This window comes from Streptococcus sp. 5905, assembly GCF_013276505.1.
GTDB lineage: Bacteria > Bacillota > Bacilli > Lactobacillales > Streptococcaceae > Streptococcus.
In genome coordinates, this window is the sequence record NZ_VMLC01000002.1 from 71,442 (window position 1) to 86,180 (window position 14,739).

A 14,739-nucleotide genomic window follows, 5' to 3' on the forward strand; every position below is an offset into this window, starting at 1 on the left:
TTTCTAGTATAAAAGGAGTTTGATATGTCTAATGGACAACTAATTTATCTAATGGTTGCGATTGCAGTCATTTTGATTCTGGCTTATGTAGCGGCAATCTTCCTACGTAAGCGTAATGTAAGCAGATTGACGGCCCTCGAAGAAAGAAAAGAAGAACTCTACAACCTTCCTGTAAATGATGAGGTTGAAGCCGTTAAAAACATGCACTTGATTGGTCAAAGTCAGGTAACCTTCCGTGAATGGAATCAAAAATGGGTTGATTTATCCCTTAACTCATTTGCTGATATTGAAAATAACCTGTTTGAGGCTGAAGGCTATAATAATTCTTTTCGCTTTTTCAAAGCGACTCACCAAATCGATCAAATCGAAAGTCAAATTGATTTAATTGAAGAAGACATTGCGGCGATTCGCAATGCGCTTTCAGAGCTTGAAAAACAAGAGTCTAAGAATAGCGGACGTGTTCTGCATGCTTTGGACTTATTTGAAAATCTGCAACATACCGTAGCAGAAAATTCGGAACAGTATGGTAAAGCCCTTCCTGAAATTGAGAAACAATTGGAAAATATCCAGTCAGAGTTTTCTCAATTTGTAACCTTGAACTCTTCAGGTGATCCAGTTGAAGCTGCAGCAATTCTTGATTCAACTGAAAATCATATTCTCGCTTTGACACATATCGTTGATCGTGTTCCATCTCTCGTGAAGACTTTGTCAACAGAACTTCCAGAACAATTGGAAGATTTGGAGGAAGGCTACCGTAAACTCTTGGATGCTAATTATCACTTCACTGAAACGGACATCGAGTCACGCTTCCAACTTTTACATGAATCCTTGAAAAATAATCAAGAAAACATCCGCCAGTTGGAATTGGATAATGCAGAGTATGAAAATACACAAATCCAAGAAGAGATTAATGCGCTCTACGATATCTTCACGCGTGAAATAGCTGCCCAAAAAGTCGTTGAAAGTCTCCTTTCAACGCTTCCAACCTACCTCAATCACTTGAAAGAAAATAATCAGGTTTTGGTTCAAGACCTTGAACGCTTGAATAAAACTTATCTTCTCCCAGAAAGTGATGGGAACCATGTCCGCCGTCTTCAAGCTGAATTGTCAGGGCTTGATACAGCGATCACAGAGGTAACTGAAGATCAGACAGAACCTACTCAAGCCTACTCTGTTTTAGAGGAGCAGCTTAGTTCACTTCAAAGTAATCTAAAAGACATTGAAGACGAACAAGTTTCTGTTAGTGAACGCCTAGCTCAAATCGAAAAAGATGACATCAATGCTCGTCAAAAAGCAAATGTCTATGTGAACCGTTTGCATACTATCAAACGTTACATGGAGAAGAGAAACTTGCCGGGTATTCCTCAAAGTTTCTTGAAACTTTTCTTCACTGCAAGCCATAACACAGAAGATCTGATGGCAGAGTTAGAACAAGCACAAGTTAATATTGAATCAGTTAAACGAATTCTTGAAATTGCGACCCATGACATGGAGGCTCTTGAAACAGAAACCTACAATATTGTTCAATACGCGACCTTGACGGAGCAACTCTTGCAGTATTCAAACCGTTACCGTTCATTTGATGAGCGTATCCAGCAAGCTTTCAATGAAGCACTTGAAATTTTTGAAAAAGAATTTGACTACAAGGCATCATTTGAGAAAATTTCTCAGGCCTTGGAAGTTGCAGAACCAGGAGTCACAAATCGCTTTGTTTCTTCTTATGAAAAAACACGTGAAGCGATTCGCTTCTAATACCTGAAAAGCTTAGATCATCTAGGCTTTTTATTATTTATTTCAAAAATAGAAGAATATCGATTTATCATTGAAATTATAGTTCTGATTTGATATGATGGAGGTATGAAGAAAAATAGAGAGAAGCGTGTTTCCCACGATAAAAAGAGAAATGTATTACTGGTTTTAGTAGGTATTTTAAGTCTTGCTATGCTCTGCCTAGGTGGCGTGATTGGTTACAAGATTTTGCAGAAACAGTCCTATGAACAGAAAATTGAAACCTTAAAAAATGAAAAAGATCAACAATTCAACGTAGGCAGTCAGAGAGACCATTTCCGAAAAGGTCAAGCTGAAGTGATTGTCTACTATCCTCTTCAAGGAGAGGAAGTCATTGAGCCTGTGAGAGAAAAAATCAACCAGGATATTAAAGAAAAGCTGGAAGATAAAGAAGATTTGGTCTTTTATTATACCGAGCAATTGGATTCTGTTTTAAAGGGAGTTGTGGCTCGTAATATTAGTAAGCAAGTTTACGATTTGTCTGCAGCAAAGGTTGAAGAAAAAGAAAAGACGTCTTTAGGAAAAATTTTCTTGACAGAAGATGGAAAAATTTTTACTCTTAGTCAACTTTTCAAAGATGCGACCAAGGCTAAGGAACTCTTGCTGAGTCAAATCAAATCAACTATAGAAGATAAGAAACTTGACCAGACAAAAATGGATCAGGTCCTAAAAAACTTTACAGACCAAGATTTGTCGTCATGGAGCTTTGATTATAAAGATAGTCAAATCATCCTTTATCCTGCTGACCCAGGGGAGACTCTGGAGGAAATTGCTTTACCAATATCCAGTTTCTTTGATGTGTTGGAGTCCTCTTATCTATTAGAAAAGGATGCTGAACTTTACCAAGCTTACTTTGCTCAGAAAAATAAAAAAGTTGTAGCTTTGACCTTTGATGATGGCCCAAATCCATCTACAACTACACAAGCTTTGGATACATTAGCTAAGTATAATGTAAAGGCGACTTTCTTTGTACTTGGTAAAAACATTGCTGGCAATGAAGATCTTCTGAAACGAATGAAATCAGAAGGACATGTTGTGGGAAACCATAGCTGGGATCATCCCGTTCTTTCCAAATTGTCTCTGGAAGATGCTAAAAAACAAATCACGGATACGGAAGATGCCTTGACCAAAGTTTTAGGTTCGAGTTCTAAACTTATGCGACCTCCTTACGGAGCGATTACAGATGATATTCGTAATAGTCTGGATTTGAGTTTTATCATGTGGAATGTAGATAGTTTGGACTGGAAGAGCAAGAATGAATCTGCTATTTTAACAGAGATTCAGCATCAGGTTCGTAATGGATCGATTGTTCTTATGCATGATATTCACGGCGCTACAGTTAATGCTCTTCCAAAGATTATAGAATATCTGAAAGAGCAAGGTTATACATTTGTGACTATTCCGGAAATGCTTAATTCTCGCTTGAAAGCTCACGAAATGTATTACGATCGTGATCAATGATTTTAAAATCTAAAGGAGCAAGTGTGCTGATAATCAGGACTTTGTTTCTTTAGATTTTCTTCACATAGAAAGGAAAAAATATGAAATCATATACGCTAAATAATGGAGTTTCAATTCCTGTACTAGGATTTGGAACATGGAAGGCTGAAAATGGAGAGGTGGCCTACCAAGCCGTTTTAGAAGCCTTAAAGGCTGGTTATCGACATATCGATACTGCAGCTATCTATAAAAATGAGGAAAGTGTTGGTCGTGCTATTCGAGATAGCGGTATTCCACGTCAAGAAATCTTTGTAACGACCAAACTCTGGAATACCAATCACAGCTATGATGAAGCTCGCCAAGCATTTGAAGAATCAATGGAAAAACTGGGATTGGATTATCTAGATTTGTACCTTATCCATTGGCCAAATCCAAAACCATTAAGAAAAAATGACGAATGGAAAACTCGTAATGCTGAAGTCTGGAGAGCGATGGAGGATCTTTACAAAGAAGGCAAAATCCGTGCTATCGGCGTTAGTAATTTTCTCCCTCATCATCTGGATGCTTTGCTTGAGACAGCAAGAGTCATTCCAGCGGTTAATCAGGTGCGCTTAGCGCCAGGGGTTTATCAAGAGGAAGTAGTTGCCTACTATAGAGAGAAGGGAATTCTCCTAGAGGCTTGGGGACCTTTTGGTCAAGGAGAGTTGTTTGATAAGAAAGAAGTCCAAGAAATTGCTGATAAGCATGGAAAATCAGTCGCCCAAATCGCCTTGGCTTGGAGCTTGGCAGAAGAGTTTTTACCGTTACCCAAGTCAGTAACAGCCTCTCGCATCCAGAGCAATCTTGACTGTTTTGGGATTGAACTCAGTAAAGAAGAGCGAGAGGTCCTAAAGACTATCTCAGTGATTTCTGGCGCACCTCGTGTGGATGAGATGGATTTTTAGAAAGTAAGAAAAAGAATTGTAAATTTTCTCTCTTTCTGATATAATAGTCAACAAGAAAGAAAGTCTTATGGCGTTCTTCAAGCGAGCTTGGGATAGTGGGAGCCAAGTAGGACAAGGTAAGGAACTGGCGCTTTCTGTTGTATTTTAAAAAACAATGAAGTAATAAATTAGGGTGGAACCGCGTTTCTGACGCCCCTAGTCGCAAGACTTGGGTGTTGAAATTCGGTTCTTTTTGAATTTCGTCTAATACCTAGGTAGAAAGGAGCATAATGCTTAAAGGATCTTGTTTATGCAAAGCAGTGACCTACACTTTAGATGAGGAATTGTCGGAATTAGTTTTTTGTCATTGCTCATTCTGTCGGAAAGCAACTGCGTCTGCCTATACAGTGAATGCCAAAGTTAGCAGCAAAAATCTAGTATTGTATGGAGAAGAGAATTTGGTTACTTATAGTTCATCTCCAGGGAAACAACGCTATTACTGCCAGAACTGTCACAGTCAAATTTTCACTATTCAAGAAGATGTACCAGAAGTTTGTGCTTTGAAATTGGGTACAGTAGATGAATGCAATCAGAATTTACAAACTGTTCCTAAGCGTCATATTTTTCAGGATCCAGCTTTTTCTTGGTTGCTTGATAAATAAATTTAAAAAGATAGTATAAACTAAAGGAGTAAACAATGTCTAAGAAATTAACATTTCACTGCGTCAGTGGCAGAGACCTCCTTACAGTCGGGCTGCCCCACGTTCAGCACTAGGGTGCTGAGCTAGACGCAGTACTAACTCGTCTTGCCTCGTATAATCGACGAGGCAGACTCGTGTCGCAAGTAATTTATAAAAAAAGGAGTAAATAATGTCTAAAAAATTGACTTTCCAGGAAATCATCCTTACTTTGCAACAATTTTGGAATGACCAAGGTTGTATGCTCATGCAGGCTTATGATAATGAAAAAGGTGCGGGAACAATGAGTCCTTACACTTTCCTTCGTGCTATCGGACCTGAGCCATGGAATGCAGCTTATGTAGAGCCATCACGTCGTCCTGCTGACGGTCGTTACGGGGAAAACCCTAACCGTCTCTACCAACACCACCAATTCCAAGTGGTTATGAAGCCGTCTCCATCAAATATCCAGGAACTTTACCTTGAGTCTTTGGAAAAATTGGGTATCAATCCATTGGAACATGATATCCGCTTCGTTGAAGATAACTGGGAAAATCCATCGACTGGATCTGCAGGTCTCGGTTGGGAAGTTTGGCTTGATGGGATGGAAATCACTCAGTTCACTTACTTCCAACAAGTCGGTGGATTGGCAACTGGCCCTGTGACTGCGGAAGTTACTTATGGTTTGGAGCGTTTGGCTTCTTACATTCAAGAAGTGGACTCTGTCTATGATATTGAGTGGGCTGATGGTGTAAAATACGGAGAAATCTTTATACAACCTGAGTACGAGCATTCAAAATATTCATTTGAAATTTCGGACCAAGAAATGTTGCTTGAAAACTTTGATAAGTTTGAAAAAGAAGCTGGTCGTGCATTAAAAGAAGGCTTGGTTCACCCTGCCTATGACTATGTTCTCAAATGTTCACATACTTTTAATTTACTTGATGCGCGTGGTGCTGTTTCCGTAACGGAGCGCGCTGGCTATATCGCTCGTATCCGTAACTTGGCCCGTATCGTAGCGAAAACCTTTGTCGCAGAACGCAAACGCCTAGGCTACCCACTTTTGGATGAAGCAACACGAGCTAAACTCTTAGCAGAAGACGCAGAATAGTAAGTAATACTGTGATCTAAAATCGTTAAAGGCAAGTCGAAGACTTGCTAGAGGGATATACAACGCCGTACTGTTATGTGGGGATTTTTGAAACCTTGGGTTCAAAAATCAGTCAGCTAAATCCACTTTGATGAGACTGTTGGAAATCTTAGTTTATTTGGTATAAGATTTCCTTACAGACTCACAAAAGTTAGTTAGCGACGTCCCCAGTACCTAAGGTGCATATCAAAAAAGATTGAAGAAAATGTAAAGGAAAAAACATGACAAAAAACTTATTAGTAGAACTCGGTCTTGAAGAGTTACCAGCCTACGTAGTAACTCCAAGCGAAAAACAACTAGGTGAAAAAATGGCAGCCTTCCTCAGGGAAAACCGCCTGTCTTTTGAAGCCATTCAAACCTTCTCAACACCACGTCGTTTGGCTGTTCGTGTGACTGGTCTGGCAGACAAACAGTCTGATTTGACAGAAGATTTCAAGGGTCCAGCAAAGAAAATTGCCTTGGATAGTGATGGAAACTTCACCAAAGCAGCTCAAGGATTTGTCCGTGGAAAAGGCTTGACAGTTGAAGATATTGAATTCCGTGAAATCAAGGGTGAAGAATATGTCTATGTTACCAAGGAAGAAGTGGGGCAACCAGTTGAAGCCATTGTTCCAGATGTTGTAGACGTCTTGAAGTCACTGACTTTCCCTGTCAGCATGCACTGGGCTAACAATACTTTTGAATATATCCGCCCTGTACACACTTTGACAGTTCTCTTGGACGAGCAGGAGTTTGATCTGGATTTCCTTGATATCAAGGGCGGTCGTGTGAGTCGCGGCCATCGTTTCTTGGGACAAGAAACTAAGATTCAGTCAGCATTGAGCTATGAAGAAGACCTTCGTAAACAATTTGTAATCGCGGACCCTCGTGAACGTGAGCAAATGATTGTTGACCAAATCAAGGCAATCGAAGCTGAACATGGTGTACGTATCGAAATTGATGCTGAGTTGCTGAATGAAGTCTTGAACTTGGTTGAATACCCAACTGCCTTTATGGGAAGTTTTGATGCTAAATACCTTGAGGTTCCAGAAGAAGTCTTGGTGACTTCGATGAAGGAACACCAACGCTACTTCGTTGTTCGTGATCAAGACGGTAAACTCTTACCAAACTTTATTTCAGTTCGTAATGGAAACGCAGAGCATTTGGAAAATGTCATCAAGGGTAACGAAAAAGTTTTAGTTGCCCGTTTGGAAGACGGAGAATTCTTCTGGCGTGAAGACCAAAAATTGGTCATTTCTGACCTTGTCGAAAAATTGAACCATGTGACCTTCCACGAAAAGATTGGTTCCCTTCGTGAACACATGATTCGTACGGGGCAGATTGCCATTCTCTTGGCAGAAAAAGCTGGTTTGTCAGTGGATGAAACAGTTGACCTAGCGCGTGCAGCAGCCATTTACAAGTTTGACTTGTTGACGGGTATGGTTGGTGAGTTTGATGAGCTCCAAGGTATTATGGGTGAGAAATATGCCCTTCTCGCTGGTGAAACTCCAGCAGTTGCAGCTGCTATTCGTGAACACTACATGCCTACATCAGCCGAAGGAGAGCTTCCAGAGAGCAAGGTCGGGGCGGTTCTAGCTATTGCAGACAAATTGGATACGATTTTGAGTTTCTTCTCAGTAGGCTTGATTCCTTCAGGTTCTAATGACCCTTATGCCCTTCGTCGTGCGACCCAAGGTGTAGTTCGTATCTTGGATGCTTTTGGTTGGCACATTGCTATGGATGAGCTGATTGATAGCCTTTATACTTTGAAATTCGACAGCTTAACTTATGAAAATAAAGCAGAGGTTATGGACTTTATCAAGGCTCGTGTTGATAAGATGATGGGTTCTACTCCAAAAGATATCAAGGAAGCAGTTCTCGCAGGTTCAAACTTTGTTGTGGCGGATATGCTGGAAGCAGCAAGTGCTCTTGTCGAAGCGAGCAAGAAAGAAGATTTCAAATCGTCTGTCGAATCCCTCTCACGTGCCTTTAACTTGGCTGAAAAAGCCGAAGGAACTGATACTGTTGATCCTGCTCTCTTTGAGAATGAAGAAGAGAAAGCCTTTGCGGAAGCCGTAGAATCACTTGTTTTGTCAGGGGCTGCAAGTCAGCAATTAGAACAACTCTTTGCACTTAGCCCAATTATTGATGCTTTCTTTGAGAATACTATGGTAATGACCGATGATCAAGATATTCGTCAAAATCGATTGGCCATCTTGTCGCAATTAACCAAGAAAGCCGCTAAACTTGCACGTTTCAATCAAATTAATACCAAATAAAAAATAAAATCTGTTAAACGGATTAAACCTTATCACAAAGGAGAAGAAATGGATCCGAAAAAAATCGCTCGTATCAACGAGCTTGCCAAAAAGAAAAAAACAGAAGGCTTAACTTCTGCTGAAAAAGTGGAACAAGCTAAACTTCGTGAGGAGTACATCGAAGGCTATCGTCGTTCTGTTCGTCACCACATTGAAGGAATTAAAATTGTGGATGAGGAAGGAAATGACGTCACACCAGAAAAACTACGTCAGGTACAACGTGAAAAAGGTTTGCATGGGCGTAGTTTAGATGATCCCAACTCATAAAATGAAAGGGGTTTGTAGATGATTTACATTCCCCTTTTCTGTTGTAATAAAAAAAGGAGCCATTTGGCTCCTTTTTGGTTTTTTAGTTGCTTGCGCCAGAAGTAGCGTCTGCGTCACCACCGTGGCCTCCAGCGTCACCTGAATCAGAAGCACCAGAAGTAGCATCGGCGTCTCCATGACCTCCAGCTGTAGGAGCAAATGGTCCGCTACCACCTACCAAACGTTGACCAGTTTCTTTTAGGTACCAGTCAAGCCATGGTTGGAAGTTAAAGACGATTTCATTGATACCAGCGTATGATCCGTCAGGATAGTACATCGCTTGGTAGTTGTGGGTGTTGATGACACCTGCAGGAGAACCTGGAACGATAGTACGGACGTATTCTTGGTTTCCGTTGCGAAGTGTTCCGATAACCCACTCCACGTTCTTCATACGTGCTGGTGGAAGAGAATTATGAACAGTCGACATACGGCTACCTGATTGAGGTGGCACACGTTTGGCAAACATGGTGTCTGGATCTTGATGAGCGTTGTTGTAGTAGAGGAATTGGTTGTTGTCATCAGCGTATGTCAATTCAAATGGCATAGCTTTCAAGAACATATCAATTTGGTTAACTGTCAGGATACCGTGGTCCAATTTGACATAGGTATCACCAGAAACAGCTCCAGTGATTGCTGCAACTTTTTCTACCCATTCAGGATCGTCAGGATCAACTTCTGTAATGGTTGTAGCAATTGGTTTTCCACAATCCAAGTCTTCTGGTTCGATTGGTTTTGGTTTTTTCAATTTCGAAACGACTCCTACGTATTTTACAAAGTTATCTAAGCAAGTTTCAAGGAATTTAACAGTGCCTTCGTTGGTGATATTTCCGTCGTTATCAAAAGCTTCCTTAGCTTTACCAAGAAGGAATTCATTACCTGGAAGCGTGTAGGCATTAACACCTGGAGCGTCAAGGATTTTACGAAGGTGAACTTGGGCACGTGATGTTCCTTGGTCGTAGTATGATGCTCCCACAATCATGACAGGTTTGTTTTCAAATGGATGAACTTCGTATGAAAGCCATTCAAGCACAGATTTGAGTGAAGCTGAGATAGTGTGGTTGTGCTCAGGGGTGGCGATAATGACACCATCAGCACGTGTAATTTTGTTATACAAGAAGCGCAATTGGAAACTTTCGTCCCATTTTTCGTCTTGGTTAAACATTGGAACTTCGTCGATTTCAAGAACTTCTAATTCAAATTTGAATTTGAAATTGCGACGGATAAATTCCAAGAGTTTGCGGTTATATGATTGATCGTAGTTTGATCCAACAAGTCCAACAAATTTCATTCTTTCGGTCTCCTATCTTACAAATTTTCCCAGTCAAATTCTTCAGCGTCTTTGCGAAGCAATTCTTGTGCATTGCGCAATTTTTCAGTAATCTTCACAAAGATACGGAAGTCATCAAAGATGGCATCCAATTTCTTGATGACATCAAGGTCAACCAAGTCGCCACTTGGGTTAAATGCTTGAAGAGAGTGTGAGAGCAAGAATTCATCTGGAAGAACATTTGCCTTGATTTCAGGAGCATTCAAGATTTGACGAAGTTGCAATTGGGCACGAGAGGAACCAAGTGTGCCGTATGAAGCACCAGTAATCATGATTGGTTTGTTCAAAAGTGGGTAGATACCGTAAGATAGCCAAGCAAGAGCGCTCATCAAAACTGCAGGGATAGAGTGGTCGTACTCAGGAGTACCGATAATCACACCATCAGATGCTTCGATTTTGGCTGCAATTTCAAGAATTTCAGCGGGAAGAAGTTTATCTGCAGGTTTGTTGAAAACAGGGATATCCTTGATTTCAACGAGTTCAATTTCAGCTTTATCCGCAAAGTGTTTTTGCATGTATTGGAGCAATTGGCGGTTTGTAGAACGTTTAGAGTTCGTTCCAACAATGGCAATAAGTTTTAGCATGAGATTTCCTTTCTCTTTTTACATAATACAATTTTGAAGGCCTGAAGAACAAGCAAGGCGTCCCTCTTTGTCGATGAGGATGACTTCAATCCCATCTATACTTTCGACTTGCCAGAGGATAGAAGCGCTTCGTTCTCCGAAAAGGCGTGTTGACCATATCTCACCATCAACGGATTTATCAGAGACAATCGTTAGGCTAGCAAGATCGGTTTCGACAGGAAAGCCTGTCTCACTATCAAAGATATGGTGATAGTCTTTTCCATCTACTGTCAGGTGGCGTTCATAAATACCTGAAGTGACAACGGATTTATTAGAAGCAGGGATGGTTAGGAGATGATTGCCACGCGGATTTCGCGGATCTTGAATACCAATCTGCCAGGCTTTCCCTTCTTTGGCTTGGTTATTCCCGATGGTGAGGATATTTCCTCCCAGATTGATCAAGGCAGAGGTGACACCGTGTGTTTTTAAATACTGGGCAACCTTATCTGCACTATAGCCCTTAGCCAAACAACCTAGATCGAGCTTCATTCCTTTCTTCTCTAAAAAGACAGTAGAGCTAGTCGGATCTAACTTGATAAAATGCGGGTCAACTAGTGGCAAGACGGCTTCGATTTCGTTTGGCTTTGGAAGCCGAGCATCTGCAAAACCGATTCGCCAGGTTTGAATCAAGGGACCAATACTGATATTGAGATGGCTAGAGGGAGCTAGGCTATGCTCTAGTCCAAGAGCAATCAGTTCAAATAGATCAGGATGAACCTTAACAGGCGCGATTCCAGCCTGGTAGTTGATTTCCATCAGTTCGGATTCTTGACTGTTGGCGTTGAAGCGGTATTCGAGTTCTTTGAGCAAGTCAAAAGCACCTTGAAGCAGGGTTTCTGCCTGCTCATCTACTAATGAAATAGTGATAGTTGTTCCCATTAGCCGTTCAGAACGAGAACGAAGAGGCAAGCTACCAACTCCTTTCTTCTTGTAGGAAATCATTCAAGATAAGTTAGATTAATAGAAAATTTAACCCCTTACATTTTCTTTCCATGTATCTAGCATACCATAAAGTCAGCGTTTTCACAAATAAATTTTAACAAAAGTCAAGAAATATGCTTAAAAATTGGAAGGAAATGAAACAAACAATATAGTAAAGAATAATTTTTTCTGAAAAAAAGAGAATTCCAAGCAAATACCTTGTAAACGCTAACAGTAAATGATATACTAGGAGGGTAAATTAAATTTTAAAGGTGGAATTATTCTATGAGTAAAATCGTTGTAGTTGGTGCTAACCACGCTGGTACAGCTTGTATTAATACGATGTTGGACAACTTTGGACATGAAAATGAAATCGTTGTATTTGACCAAAACTCAAATATTTCATTCCTTGGTTGTGGAATGGCGCTTTGGATTGGGGAACAAATTGATGGCCCAGAAGGTCTCTTCTACTCTGATAAAGAAAAATTGGAAGCAAAAGGTGCTAAAGTTTACATGAACTCACCAGTTCTTTCAATTGACTACGATAACAAAGTTGTGACAGCAGAAGTTGAAGGTAAAGAACACAAAGAGTCTTATGATAAATTGATCTTTGCTACTGGTTCAACTCCAATCTTGCCTCCAATCGAAGGTGTTGAAATCGTTAAGGGCAACCGCGAATTCAAAGCAACTCTTGAAAATGTACAATTTGTTAAATTGTACCAAAACGCTGAGGAAGTTATTGAAAAACTTGAAGACAAGAGCAAACACCTTGAGCGCATTGCCGTTGTTGGTGGTGGTTACATTGGTGTAGAACTTGCCGAAGCTTTCGAGCGTCTTGGAAAAGAAGTGGTGCTTGTTGACATCGTAGACACTGTTTTGAACGGCTACTATGACAAAGACTTCACTCAAATGATGGCGAAAAACTTGGAAGACCACAACATCCGCTTGGCTCTTGGTCAAACAGTTAAAGCTATCCAGGGTGACGGCAAAGTAGAACGCTTGGTGACAGACAAAGAAACATTTGATGTGGATATGGTTGTTCTTGCAGTTGGTTTCCGTCCTAACACAGCTCTTGCTGATGGTAAGATTGAACTCTTCCGCAACGGTGCCTTCCTTGTAGACAAGAAACAAGAAACTTCAATCCCAGGTGTTTATGCAGTAGGTGACTGTGCGACTGTTTATGACAACGCTCGTAAAGACACTAGCTACATCGCGCTTGCATCTAACGCTGTACGTACTGGTATTGTTGGTGCTTATAACGCTTGTGGTCATGAATTGGAAGGAATCGGAGTTCAAGGATCAAACGGTATCTCTATCTACGGTCTTCACATGGTTTCGACTGGTTTGACTCTTGAAAAAGCTAAAGCTGCTGGTTACAACGCAACTGAAACAGGCTTTAACGATCTTCAAAAACCAGAATTTATCAAACATGACAACCATGAAGTTGCCATCAAGATTGTCTTTGACAAAGACAGCCGCGAAATTCTAGGTGCGCAAATGGTATCTCATGACGCAGCTATCAGCATGGGAATCCATATGTTCTCACTTGCTATCCAAGAGCATGTGACAATTGACAAGTTGGCTTTGACAGACTTATTCTTCTTGCCACACTTCAACAAGCCATACAACTACATTACAATGGCTGCACTTACAGCTGAAAAATAGAAATGGATGAACTATCTGGCCTTAATTGAAGGTCAGGTAGTTTTTTTGTCAATCTGTACCCAGACAAATATTATTTTTCTATCTTGTACTTCACTCTGTTCTGACTTAAAATGAAATGGTAGCTACCAATACAAATGATGAGGAAAAAGAAATGACTGAAAATCGTTATGAACTAAATAAAAACTTGGCACAGATGCTCAAAGGTGGGGTTATCATGGACGTTCAGAACCCTGAACAGGCTCGTATCGCAGAGGCTGCTGGTGCGGCAGCTGTTATGGCCTTGGAGCGAATTCCAGCTGATATTCGTGCAGCTGGTGGGGTTTCCCGTATGAGCGATCCAAAGATGATTAAGGAAATCCAAGAAGCGGTTAGCATACCAGTGATGGCAAAGGTCAGAATCGGGCATTTTGTAGAAGCTCAGATTTTAGAGGCTATTGAGATTGACTATATCGATGAGAGTGAAGTGCTTTCTCCAGCTGACGACCGTTTCCATGTGGATAAGAAAGAATTCCAAGTTCCTTTTGTCTGTGGAGCTAAGGACTTGGGTGAAGCCTTGCGTCGTATCGCTGAGGGAGCCTCCATGATTCGGACAAAAGGAGAACCGGGTACAGGAGACATTGTTCAAGCCGTTCGTCATATGCGCATGATGAATCAGGAAATTCGTCGTATTCAAAATCTACGTGAAGATGAGCTCTACGTAGCTGCTAAGGACTTGCAAGTCCCTGTTGAATTGGTTCAATACGTCCATGAACATGGAAGATTGCCAGTTGTCAACTTTGCAGCCGGAGGTGTGGCAACACCAGCAGATGCTGCGCTGATGATGCAATTGGGTGCAGAGGGTGTCTTTGTCGGTTCAGGTATTTTCAAATCAGGAGATCCTGTTAAACGAGCAAGTGCGATTGTCAAAGCCGTAACCAACTACCAAAATCCTCAAATTCTAGCACAAATCTCTGAAGACCTAGGGGAAGCCATGGTTGGTATCAATGAGAATGAAATCCAAATTCTTATGGCAGAGCGAGGAAAATAGATGAAAATCGGAATATTAGCCTTGCAGGGTGCCTTTGCAGAACATGCAAAAGTGCTAGAGAAGTTAGGTGTTGTTAGTGTCGAAATCAGAAATTTAGATGATTTTCAGAAACATCAGAGTGACTTGTCCGGCTTGATATTACCTGGAGGTGAGTCTACAACCATGGGCAAGCTCTTGCGTGACCAGCAGATGTTGATTCCTCTAAGAGAAGCTATTTTCAATGGCTTACCAGTCTTTGGAACTTGTGCGGGCTTAATCTTGCTAGCTAAGGAAATTACTTCTCAGGAAGAAAGTCATCTTGGAACTATGGATATAGTAGTAGAGCGCAATGCCTATGGGCGTCAACTAGGAAGTTTTTATACAGAAGCAGAATGTAAGGGAGTTGGTCAGATTCCCATGACCTTTATTCGCGGTCCGATTATCAGTAGTCTTGGAGAGGGTGTGGAAATCCTAGCAAGAATTGATAATCAAATTGTTGCAGCTCAAGAACAGAATATGCTGGTGACCTCTTTTCATCCTGAGTTAACAGATGATGTTCGCTTGCACCAGTATTTTATCAATATGTGTAAAGAAAAAAGTTGAGAAAAGATTCTCA

The 14,739-nt window shown here is 40.9% G+C and carries 13 protein-coding genes; 10 read left to right on the plus strand and 3 right to left on the minus strand.

Going from position 1 to position 14,739, the window contains the following annotated elements; all coding sequences use genetic code 11:
- The first annotated feature begins 24 nt into the window (after positions 1–24).
- The 7 genes from ezrA (at position 25) to HT680_RS05105 (ending at position 8,542) form a co-directional block, all read left to right on the plus strand.
- Positions 25–1,752, plus strand: a complete 1,728-nt coding sequence (gene ezrA, locus HT680_RS05075) for a septation ring formation regulator EzrA (RefSeq protein WP_173258751.1) — start codon at positions 25–27, stop codon at positions 1,750–1,752.
- Between the two features lie 105 nt (positions 1,753–1,857).
- Complete coding sequence (gene pgdA / locus HT680_RS05080; RefSeq protein ID WP_173258753.1) at positions 1,858–3,249, plus strand: peptidoglycan-N-acetylglucosamine deacetylase PgdA; 1,392 nt, start codon at positions 1,858–1,860, stop codon at positions 3,247–3,249.
- Positions 3,250–3,329: 80 nt separating this feature from the next.
- Complete coding sequence (locus HT680_RS05085) at positions 3,330–4,172, plus strand: aldo/keto reductase (RefSeq protein ID WP_173258756.1); 843 nt, start codon at positions 3,330–3,332, stop codon at positions 4,170–4,172.
- Between the two features lie 269 nt (positions 4,173–4,441).
- The gene (locus HT680_RS05090; RefSeq protein ID WP_000912018.1) at positions 4,442–4,813 is read left to right on the plus strand and encodes a GFA family protein; all 372 of its coding nucleotides are present in this window, start codon (positions 4,442–4,444) and stop codon (positions 4,811–4,813) included.
- A 208-nt stretch (positions 4,814–5,021) separates the two neighbouring features.
- Positions 5,022–5,939, plus strand: a complete 918-nt coding sequence (glyQ, locus tag HT680_RS05095) for a glycine--tRNA ligase subunit alpha (protein WP_000038739.1) — start codon at positions 5,022–5,024, stop codon at positions 5,937–5,939.
- A gap of 260 nt (positions 5,940–6,199) precedes the next feature.
- Positions 6,200–8,236: a glycine--tRNA ligase subunit beta gene (gene glyS, locus HT680_RS05100; protein ID WP_173258759.1), complete on the plus strand. Its 2,037-nt coding sequence runs from the start codon at positions 6,200–6,202 to the stop codon at positions 8,234–8,236.
- Between the two features lie 48 nt (positions 8,237–8,284).
- Positions 8,285–8,542, plus strand: a complete 258-nt coding sequence (locus tag HT680_RS05105; protein ID WP_000371291.1) for a DUF896 family protein — start codon at positions 8,285–8,287, stop codon at positions 8,540–8,542.
- 82 nt (positions 8,543–8,624) lie between these two features.
- On the opposite strand, the gene HT680_RS05110 is transcribed toward HT680_RS05105, so the two are convergent.
- From HT680_RS05110 to HT680_RS05120, 3 genes are read right to left on the minus strand one after another with little or no spacing between them, the layout of a single operon-like run.
- Positions 8,625–9,869, minus strand: a complete 1,245-nt coding sequence (locus HT680_RS05110; RefSeq protein ID WP_173258761.1) for an NAD(P)H-dependent oxidoreductase — start codon at positions 9,867–9,869, stop codon at positions 8,625–8,627.
- A gap of 17 nt (positions 9,870–9,886) precedes the next feature.
- The gene (locus tag HT680_RS05115; RefSeq protein ID WP_000915929.1) at positions 9,887–10,492 is read right to left on the minus strand and encodes an NADPH-dependent FMN reductase; all 606 of its coding nucleotides are present in this window, start codon (positions 10,490–10,492) and stop codon (positions 9,887–9,889) included.
- Positions 10,493–10,510: 18 nt separating this feature from the next.
- Positions 10,511–11,440: an FAD:protein FMN transferase gene (locus tag HT680_RS05120; RefSeq protein ID WP_173258763.1), complete on the minus strand. Its 930-nt coding sequence runs from the start codon at positions 11,438–11,440 to the stop codon at positions 10,511–10,513.
- 297 nt (positions 11,441–11,737) lie between these two features.
- Here HT680_RS05120 and HT680_RS05125 point away from each other — a divergent pair, with 297 nt between their 5' ends.
- From HT680_RS05125 to pdxT, 3 genes are all read left to right on the plus strand, one after another.
- Positions 11,738–13,117 carry an FAD-dependent oxidoreductase gene (locus HT680_RS05125; protein WP_000036761.1) on the plus strand — a complete coding sequence of 460 codons (1,380 nt, stop codon included), beginning with the start codon at positions 11,738–11,740 and terminating at the stop codon, positions 13,115–13,117.
- A gap of 151 nt (positions 13,118–13,268) precedes the next feature.
- A complete protein-coding gene (gene pdxS / locus HT680_RS05130; protein WP_125425220.1) occupies positions 13,269–14,144 on the plus strand; it encodes a pyridoxal 5'-phosphate synthase lyase subunit PdxS in 876 nt (291 codons plus the stop codon).
- Positions 14,145–14,726 (plus strand): pyridoxal 5'-phosphate synthase glutaminase subunit PdxT, encoded by a 582-nt coding sequence (gene pdxT / locus HT680_RS05135; protein ID WP_173258765.1) that lies wholly within the window; start codon positions 14,145–14,147, stop codon positions 14,724–14,726.
- The last annotated feature ends 13 nt before the right edge of the window (positions 14,727–14,739 follow it).

Bases quoted from the DNA above. Each gene is read 5' to 3' on its own strand.
- pdxT (WP_173258765.1), top strand. From the start codon at position 14,145: ATGAAAATCGGAATATTAGCCTTGCAGGGTGCCTTTGCAGAACATGCA.
- HT680_RS05110 (WP_173258761.1), bottom strand. From the start codon at position 9,869: ATGAAATTTGTTGGACTTGTTGGATCAAACTACGATCAATCATATAAC.
- HT680_RS05105 (WP_000371291.1), top strand. From the start codon at position 8,285: ATGGATCCGAAAAAAATCGCTCGTATCAACGAGCTTGCCAAAAAGAAA.
- glyQ (WP_000038739.1), top strand. From the start codon at position 5,022: ATGTCTAAAAAATTGACTTTCCAGGAAATCATCCTTACTTTGCAACAA.
- HT680_RS05085 (WP_173258756.1), top strand. From the start codon at position 3,330: ATGAAATCATATACGCTAAATAATGGAGTTTCAATTCCTGTACTAGGA.
- pgdA (WP_173258753.1), top strand. From the start codon at position 1,858: ATGAAGAAAAATAGAGAGAAGCGTGTTTCCCACGATAAAAAGAGAAAT.
- pdxS (WP_125425220.1), top strand. From the start codon at position 13,269: ATGACTGAAAATCGTTATGAACTAAATAAAAACTTGGCACAGATGCTC.
- HT680_RS05115 (WP_000915929.1), bottom strand. From the start codon at position 10,492: ATGCTAAAACTTATTGCCATTGTTGGAACGAACTCTAAACGTTCTACA.
- HT680_RS05125 (WP_000036761.1), top strand. From the start codon at position 11,738: ATGAGTAAAATCGTTGTAGTTGGTGCTAACCACGCTGGTACAGCTTGT.
- HT680_RS05090 (WP_000912018.1), top strand. From the start codon at position 4,442: ATGCTTAAAGGATCTTGTTTATGCAAAGCAGTGACCTACACTTTAGAT.
- glyS (WP_173258759.1), top strand. From the start codon at position 6,200: ATGACAAAAAACTTATTAGTAGAACTCGGTCTTGAAGAGTTACCAGCC.
- ezrA (WP_173258751.1), top strand. From the start codon at position 25: ATGTCTAATGGACAACTAATTTATCTAATGGTTGCGATTGCAGTCATT.